We start from the raw sequence: 7250 nt of genomic DNA, 5'->3' as shown, positions 1-7250 counted from the left end.
GGATGGCGGACCTGCTGGCTGCGGAAGAGCGCGGCGAGGTTCCCGCGGCCGAGGATCTCGGCGCGCTACGTGATCGGTTCGATCCGCTGGGTGGGCGCACGGCGACGCGGCGACGAGGACGACGAGCGCGCGGTCGATCCACTCGGACGGGTCGCCCGAGACCAGTGAGCCGACGACCGCGATCAGCAGGGCCACGACCAGGACGCCGGGGACGAGGGGGCGCGCGACGCGGTCGGCGAGGCGCTGCGAGGCGCCCTTGCGCTCCTGCGCCTCCTCGACGATCCGCACGACCCGGGCCAGCGAGTTCTCTCCGGCGTGCGCGGTGACCTCCACCTCGAGCACCCCGGACCCGTTGATCGCGGCGGCGAAGACGTCGTCGCCCGGCCCGCGCTCGGCGGGCACGGACTCGCCGGTGATCGCGGAGAGGTCCAGCGCCGAGCGGCCCGTCCGGATCGTCCCGTCGGTCGTGATCCGCTCCCCGGGCCGCACGACCAGCACGTCACCGACCCGCAGCTCGACGGGGTCGACGGCCTGCTCGACCCCGTCGCGGCGCACCGTCGCGCGGTCGGGGACGAGGTCCATCAGCGCGCGCAGCCCCTGGCGGGTGCGGGTCATCGCGTAGCTCTCGAGCGCCTCGGAGATCGAGAAGAGGAACGCGAGGGTCGCGGCCTCGGCGAGCTCGCCGAGGAGCACCGCGCCGACCGCCGCGATCATCATCAGCGTCCCGACCGACAGCCGACCGCGCAGCAGCGCCCGGGCGGACTGGGGGATGAACGTCAGCCCGCCGGCGATCAGCGCGAGGACCTCGAGGACCGTGCCGATCGTCCCGGCGCCGGCGGCGTGGAGCACCAGGCCGGCGGCGAGCAGGGTGCCGGAGATCGCGGCGAGCCGGATCTCGCGGACCTCGTGGAGCCGCTGGACCGGCGCGGTCGGGTCCGGGACCTCGATCTCGCACCCGCAGGCGTCGACGATCGTCCGCGTCCCGACGGGCGGTGCACAGCACGCGCACTCGTCCGCGGAGGCCTCCGGCGCGGCCATCTGCAGCTCGAGGAGGGGCCCGGTCCGCTCCGGCGGCGGGCCACCGCAGCACCCGTCGCTCATGCGGTCACCTCGCGCGACACCAGCGCGTCGAGGAGCCGGTCGCCGGCGGGGGTCAGCGCGTACATGACCATCCGCCCGTCGCGCCGGGAGTGCAGGACGCCTGCGGTGCGCATCTTCCGGACGTGGTGGGAGACGACCTTCTCGGGGCGCTCGACGATCCAGGAGAGGTCGCAGACGCAGAGCTCCCCGCCGCCGCGCAGGGCCATCGCGAGCATCACCCGCGTCGGGTCGCCGAGGGCCGCGGCGCCCAGCGCGAGCTGCTCGGCGGCGGCCTGCTCCAGGCGCCCGTGGCGGAGGCCCTCGGCCTTCTCGAGGTCCAGGCAGAGGAGGTCGCAGGCGTCCGACATGCGGACATCCTAACGATCGTACGGACGTACTCCACCCGGCGTCACGGCGACGGGGTCGCGACGACGATCGCCGGCCGGGCGTTCGCGGGCCGCCCGGGCGCCGCCTATCCTTGGGCGATGCCGCATCCCTCCGAGCACTCGTCGGCCGCCCGGCCGCTGAGCGCGACCGAGGCCGAGGGGCTCGCCGCGTCGCTGCAGGCGTTCGCGACCGCCAGCCGCCTGCGGATCCTCTGGGCGCTCCTGGACGGCGAGCGCCCGGTGGACGAGCTCGTGCAGGCCTCCGGGCTGTCGCAGAGCGCGACGTCGCACCAGCTGCGACTGCTCCGCGACGCGAACCTGCTGGCGTCCGAACGCCAGGGCCGGCAGGTCTTCTACCGGCTGCACGACCACCACCTGCCGGACCTGCTCGCGGCCATGCGCCACCACCACGAGCACGTCCTGATCGCCGGCGCCGCCGACGACGGGCCGGTCGTGCCGGAGCCCACGGCCCGCCGCGCCTGACGGGGCCGGCCGGGCGTCAGGCCGGCCCGACGGCGTCCGCGCCGCGGGAGGGCATCCGCTCCGCGACCGTCGGATGCCGCCAGAGACGGGCGGCGATGACCGCGGCCACGGCGGCGACCCCCGCCAGGATCCACGCGACGGCGTCGAGCCCGAGGACGGAGCCGAGCACGCCGGCGACCGGGTAGGTCACCAGCCAGCAGGCGTGGGACAGCGAGAACTGCGCCGCGAACAGCGCCGGGCCGTCGCCGTCGGAGACCGAGCGCTGCACCAGGCGCCCGGACGGCGTCTCGATCAGCGCGAGCCCGATGCCCAGCAGCACCCAGACCGCCAGCAGCGCCCCGTAGCCGGAGAGCGTGGCGGACAGCGCCAGGCCGACGGGCAGCACCGCCCCGCCGGCGAGCAGGGTCGCGCGGTCGCCGAGGAGCCGGAGGGCGCGCGGCATCAGCAGGGCCGCCGCCATCGACCCGACCCCCGCCGCGCCCAGCGCGATCGCGACGTCCACGTCGGAGCTCCGGCCGAAGTGGTCGCGGACGAACACGACGGTGTTGACGATGACCATCGCGCTCGCGGACGCGACCGCGACGTCCAGCGCGAGCAGCGCCCGCAGCCGGGGGACCCGGAGGTAGCGGCGGGTCCCGGAGCTGACGCGCTCCCAGCCCGAGCCCGCCGCCGAGCGGGCCGCGCCGGCGGCCGCGGGCAGCCGGATCGACCCGACCAACGCGGCGGAGCAGAGGAAGGCGATCCCGTTGATCGCGAAGAGCGCGTGGAAGCTCACGACCAGGAGCGCGGCGGCGGCGAGCGCGGGGCTCACGAGGTTCTCGAGCTCGTACGCCACCCGGGACAGCGACAGCGCGCGGGTGTAGCGCTCCTCGTCGGGGAGGACGTCGGGGATCGCGGCCTGGAACGTCGGGGTGAACGCCGCCGAGCACGCGTTCAGCACGAAGATCAGGACGAGGACCTGCCAGACGTGCGTGACGAACGGCATGGCGAACGCGCAGGCCGCCCGCGTGAGGTCGGCCGCGATCAGGAGCCGCCGGCGCTCGACCCGCTGGAACAGCCCCGCCACGACGGGCGCGACGACGACGTAGGCGACCATCTTCAGCGCCAGCGCGACCCCGAGGACGACCCCGGCGTCCCGCTCCGCCAGGTCGTACGCCAGCAGCGACAGCGCGACGGTCGCCAGCCCCGTCCCCAGGAGCGCGACGACCTGCGCCGTGAACAGGCGGCGGTACGTCCGGTCGCGGAGTGGCGATGCCGGGGGTGCGACCGCGACGGACACATGCACAGGATTGCATATGCACGAACGTTGCCGATGGGGCTTGCGCTCGTCCGCCGCGAGGCGCCGCGACCCTCAGTTGTCCGGCGGGGCCGCGGCCTGCCCGAGCGCGAGCGGCGCGAAGGTCGGGACGCTCACGCCCTGCGCCGCGCCGAGGTGCTTGAGGCCGAAGAGGTCCTCGACCGTGCGCAGCAGCGCGTACGGGCTCGCGGCCGTGGCGTCGGTGGTGCCGCCGGCGGTCCACGGGGACACGAGCACCGCGCCCGTCCGCAGCGCGGCGGCGGTCGCGTCCTTCGTGGCGCCCGCGGCGGCCGCCGGGGCCCCGTCGTACGTCACGACGAGCAGGCCCGCCGCGCGGTACGCGGGGGAGGCCAGGATCTTCGGGACGACGCCCGCGAGGAACGCGTCGGCCGCCGCGGCGCCGGTCGTGCCGCAGTCCTCGCGGGAGCCGTCGTGGCAGAGGTCCGGTGCGATCAGCGAGAGGGCGGGCGTGTCGGCGCGGCGGCGCAGGTCGTGGTCCAGGACGTCGAGGCCGACGTCGTTCTTCGCGCAGTCGCCGAGGTCGACGAGCGTGTGGAAGTACGCCACCGGGTTCTTGCGGGTCGCGTACGGGTCGTCGGGCCGGGCGCCTACCGCGGGGTCGGCGCTGAGCGTCGGGTCCGCCTCGCCGGGGCCCGGGCGCCGGCAGGTCCGGCCGTCGCCCATCCCCTGGACGTAGGCGCGCCAGTCGTGGCCGGCGCTCCCGAGCTGGTCGGGCAGCGTCAGCGCGTCGATCGGGTACACGCAGCCGGACGCGTCGATCGTGCCGTCCTGCGCCGCCTTCGTGCCGGCGGGGAAGTCCGCGTAGGTCGGGCACTCCTGCGTCGTCAGCGGGTTGGGGGGCTGGCCGCCCAGCAGCGCGACCCCGTTGGGCAGCGTCGCGGTGCCCAGCAGGCCGTAGCCGCTCAGCAGCACGCCCTTCGGCGCGAGCGTCTTGACGAGGTACGAACCCGCCGCGGCCGGGCCGAACGTGGCGTCGTAGCCGGGGCTGTGGAGGCTGATGACGAAGACGTGCTGCACCTTGCTCCCGACGGGCGGCGCGGTCGACGGGGTCGTCGGCGTGTCGTCGGTCGTCGTGTCGCCGGCGCCGTCCGTCGCGGCGTCGTCCGTGGACGCCGCGGGGTCCGCCGACGCGTCGGCGGTGGCCGAGGCGGTGTCGCCGTCGTCGCCGGACGCGTCGGCCTTCGCGTCGCCGGTCGCCGACGCGTCGTCCCCGGCCGTCGCGCCGGCCGCCGCGGTGGTGGTCCCGTCGGGGGCGATCCCCGCTGCGCGGCGGACCTCGATCGGCGCGCCGCGCAGCAGCGCCGCGGCCTCCGCCTGCGACGGCCCGCCGCCCCCGGCGCCGAGCACGACGCCGAGCGTGGACAGCGACGAGACCGCCACGAGCAGCGCGAGCGGCCACGCCGTGACGCGCACGCCCCGGAGCTCCTGCAGCCGCTCCCGCAGCGCGCGGCGGTCGATCACGCGGCCACCGCGCTGCCGCACTGCCAGCAGAACGCCGCGGCCCGCGCCTGGGCGGCGTCGCAGACCGGGCAGCGGCCGGCGATCCCGGTCTCGCGGCTGTGCAGGAGCCGCTCGACCTGGCCGAGCTCGGCGTCGACGCGCTGCAGCTCCGCGGCCTTGGCGGTCAGGACGTCCATCCGGACGGCGTCGCGGATCGCCATCTCGTAGAAGAGCCCGCCGAGGTGCGACTGCAGGACCGCGTAGCGCTCGACCAGCCGGTCGCGGGTGGCGATCAGCTCCGGGTCGACGACGGCGGCCTCGGGCTCGTCGGCCGGCGGCGCGGCGGGGCGCCCGGTGAGGCGACCGAGCAGGCTCACGGCTGGCCCGCCGACTGCGGGGTGGCCGGGGGCCCGGCGTCGGGGTCCGGCTGGACCTCGATGACGTCCGGCAGGTTGCGCTGGGACTCCACGTAGCTCTTGCCCGTCTCCTGGTTCAGCTTCCGCACGACGGCCTTGTCGCGTGCCTTGGTCGTGGCCGTCGAGACGTGGTGCTCGACGCTGTGCGCCTTGCCGCCCGCGCCACTGCCGACGACGGCCTCCGAGCGCTTCTTCGCCTCCGCGTCGGCCTTGGGATCCGCCTTCGCGTCCTGCTTCGCGCCCGCGGCCGCATCGGCGCCCGCGGCGGTCGTCGCGGTCCCGCCGGCGCCCGCCCCGCCGCCGACGTTGACCACGGTCGGCTGCTGCTTGCGCAGCGCGGCGGCCAGGTCCCCGTCGTCGCCGGAGCGCCCGGCGATCACGCCGATCCCGACCGCCAGCGGCAGCGCGGCGAGCACGGCGGCGGTGCCGATCCCGACGCCCTTCCGGCGCGGTGCCGCGGCGACCGGCCGCCGGCGCTGGGACGCGGCGGCGAGGTAGCGCGCCGCCGGGTCCTCGGCCGCGCGGTTGGGCGCGCCGCAGACGATGCAGTAGCGCTGCCCGGCCTGCAGCGGCGACTCGCAGTCGGCGCAGGCGTGGAGGGCGGGGACGGGGCCCGCGGTGTCGGTCGGTGGCATCAGGAGAACAGGGTCGGGGCGGTGACGACGCGGACGACGGCGCCGCGCGCGTCGCCGATGAGCGGGATCGACGCGCGGGCGCTCGCGTCGCTGCCGAGATGGTCGAGCGGCAGGCGGCCGACGGCGACGACGCGGCCGCCGCGGCGCGCGACGGCGTAGAGCTCGAGGCCGTACTGCGGGACGTCGGTGTGGCTGCGGACCGCGACGGGCACGGCACCGGCGGACGCGGCGCCGCGGGTCACGACGTCGATCCGCGGGACGGTCCCGGCGCGCGTCGGGGGCCGTTCGGCCGGGCCGACGACGGCGAAGGCCGTGCCCCGGAGGCGCCGCGCGCGGGGGAGGACGTAGACCCACGTCGCGATCCCGCGCGGGGCCGCGGCCGGGGCGTGGGTCTGCCAGTACGGCAGCGAGGGGCGCGCGTTCAGCACGACGCGCCGACCCTGCGGCGTGCGGACGCCGACGGCGATCGGCAGGTCGTTCAGCGGCGCCGTCCCGCGGTTGCGCAGGCGCACGACCACGGCGGCGACCAGCCCGTCCCGGCGCAGCACCGAGACGTCGCGGACCTCGACCCGCGGGTCCGCCCGCACAACGGTCACGGCACGGCGCGACAGGAGCGTCCGGTCGACGACGACCTTCGACCGGATGCTCTTGGTCTGCGTCGACACGCAGCCGGTCAGCGACGCGCCGCCGAGCACGGCGACGCCGGCGAGCACCAGGGCCCGGGCCGGCGATCGGCCGGGGTCAGCCGAACGCGCCACTGACGTACTCCCTCGTGCGCTGCTCGCGTGGGCGCCGGAAGATCTGCGCGGCCGGGCCGTACTCGACGAGCTCGCCGAGGTACATGAACGCCACGTGGTCGGCGATCCGGTGCGCCTGCTGCAGGTTGTGCGTGACGATCACGACGGCGACCTCGTCGCGCAGGCGCACGATCAGGTCCTCGATGACCGCCGTGGACCGCGGGTCCAGCGCGGAGCACGGCTCGTCGAGCAGCAGCACCTCGGGCCGGGCGGCGAGCGCGCGGGCGATGCAGAGCCGCTGCTGCTGGCCGCCGGAGAGCCGCAGGGCCGGGTGGTCGAGCTTGTCCTGGACCTCGTCCCAGAGCCCGGCGCGGGTCAGCGCGTCCTGCACCTGGACGCGCAGCTCCTTCTTGGGCGGCTTCCGCGACCCCTGCTCGCGCAGGACGTAGGCCACGTTGTCGAACACGCTCATCGGGAACGGGTTGGGCTGCTGGAAGACCATCGTCACGCGCCGCCGCAGGAGCGTCGGCTCGAGCGTCGTGATGTCGGTGTCGTCCAGCGCGATCCGGCCGGTCAGCGACGTCGCGCGGTTGAGCTCGGTCAGGCGGTTCAGCGACCGCAGCAGCGTCGTCTTGCCGCAGCCCGACGGGCCGATCAGCCCGAGCACCTCGCCCTGGCGGACCGGCAGCGACACGTTCCGGACGGCGGGGATCCCGGAGTAGGCGATCGACACGTCCTCGATCGCCATGCGGTCG

The 7250-nt window shown here is 76.2% G+C and carries 9 protein-coding genes; 1 reads left to right on the top strand and 8 read right to left on the bottom strand.

Annotation, left to right across the window (positions count from 1 at the left end; genetic code table 11):
* On the bottom strand, nucleotides 1-1101 hold a 1101-nt coding region (locus AB0L40_RS06175), incomplete at its 3' end, for an HAD-IC family P-type ATPase (RefSeq protein ID WP_364350777.1).
* Nucleotides 1098-1448, bottom strand: coding sequence for a metalloregulator ArsR/SmtB family transcription factor (locus tag AB0L40_RS06170; protein WP_364350774.1), 351 nt, complete (start codon nucleotides 1446-1448; stop codon nucleotides 1098-1100). The genes AB0L40_RS06170 and AB0L40_RS06175, both read right to left, overlap by 4 nt.
* Nucleotides 1449-1565: 117 nt before the next feature.
* On the opposite strand from AB0L40_RS06170, the gene AB0L40_RS06165 reads away from it, so the two are divergent.
* Nucleotides 1566-1949, top strand: a complete 384-nt coding sequence (locus AB0L40_RS06165) for a metalloregulator ArsR/SmtB family transcription factor (protein WP_364350771.1) — start codon at nucleotides 1566-1568, stop codon at nucleotides 1947-1949.
* Between the two features lie 16 nt (nucleotides 1950-1965).
* Here AB0L40_RS06165 and AB0L40_RS06160 read toward each other — a convergent pair whose 3' ends face one another.
* From AB0L40_RS06160 to AB0L40_RS06135, 6 genes are all read right to left on the bottom strand, one after another.
* On the bottom strand, nucleotides 1966-3228 hold the full coding sequence (locus AB0L40_RS06160; protein ID WP_364350768.1) for an MFS transporter: 1263 nt from the start codon (nucleotides 3226-3228) through the stop codon (nucleotides 1966-1968).
* 72 nt (nucleotides 3229-3300) lie between these two features.
* Nucleotides 3301-4728, bottom strand: coding sequence for an alkaline phosphatase family protein (locus AB0L40_RS06155; RefSeq protein WP_364350765.1), 1428 nt, complete (start codon nucleotides 4726-4728; stop codon nucleotides 3301-3303).
* Entirely contained in the window at nucleotides 4725-5084 is a 360-nt protein-coding gene (locus tag AB0L40_RS06150) for a hypothetical protein (protein WP_364350763.1), read from the bottom strand. Before AB0L40_RS06150 ends, AB0L40_RS06155 begins: the two co-directional genes overlap by 4 nt.
* Nucleotides 5081-5758, bottom strand: coding sequence for a hypothetical protein (locus tag AB0L40_RS06145; protein WP_364350760.1), 678 nt, complete (start codon nucleotides 5756-5758; stop codon nucleotides 5081-5083). Before AB0L40_RS06145 ends, AB0L40_RS06150 begins: the two co-directional genes overlap by 4 nt.
* The gene (locus AB0L40_RS06140) at nucleotides 5758-6516 is read right to left on the bottom strand and encodes a hypothetical protein (RefSeq protein ID WP_364350757.1); all 759 of its coding nucleotides are present in this window, start codon (nucleotides 6514-6516) and stop codon (nucleotides 5758-5760) included. The genes AB0L40_RS06145 and AB0L40_RS06140 overlap by 1 nt, the downstream gene beginning before the upstream one ends.
* Nucleotides 6500-7243 (bottom strand): phosphate ABC transporter ATP-binding protein, encoded by a 744-nt coding sequence (locus AB0L40_RS06135; RefSeq protein WP_364350783.1) that lies wholly within the window; start codon nucleotides 7241-7243, stop codon nucleotides 6500-6502. The genes AB0L40_RS06140 and AB0L40_RS06135 overlap by 17 nt, the downstream gene beginning before the upstream one ends.
* Between the last annotated feature and the right edge of the window lie 7 nt (nucleotides 7244-7250).

Origin of the sequence: Patulibacter sp. NPDC049589, assembly GCF_040675535.1 — a bacterium.
GTDB lineage: Bacteria > Actinomycetota > Thermoleophilia > Solirubrobacterales > Solirubrobacteraceae > Patulibacter.
The sequence above is the reverse complement of the archived record's forward strand: the minus strand, read 5'-3'. Positions and strand labels throughout refer to the sequence as shown.

Excerpts from the sequence above, each read along its gene's own strand:
- AB0L40_RS06170 (WP_364350774.1), bottom strand. The coding sequence starts at position 1,448 with ATGTCGGACGCCTGCGACCTCCTCTGCCTGGACCTCGAGAAGGCCGAG.
- AB0L40_RS06165 (WP_364350771.1), top strand. The coding sequence starts at position 1,566 with ATGCCGCATCCCTCCGAGCACTCGTCGGCCGCCCGGCCGCTGAGCGCG.
- AB0L40_RS06145 (WP_364350760.1), bottom strand. The coding sequence starts at position 5,758 with ATGCCACCGACCGACACCGCGGGCCCCGTCCCCGCCCTCCACGCCTGC.
- AB0L40_RS06135 (WP_364350783.1), bottom strand. The coding sequence starts at position 7,243 with ATGGCGATCGAGGACGTGTCGATCGCCTACTCCGGGATCCCCGCCGTC.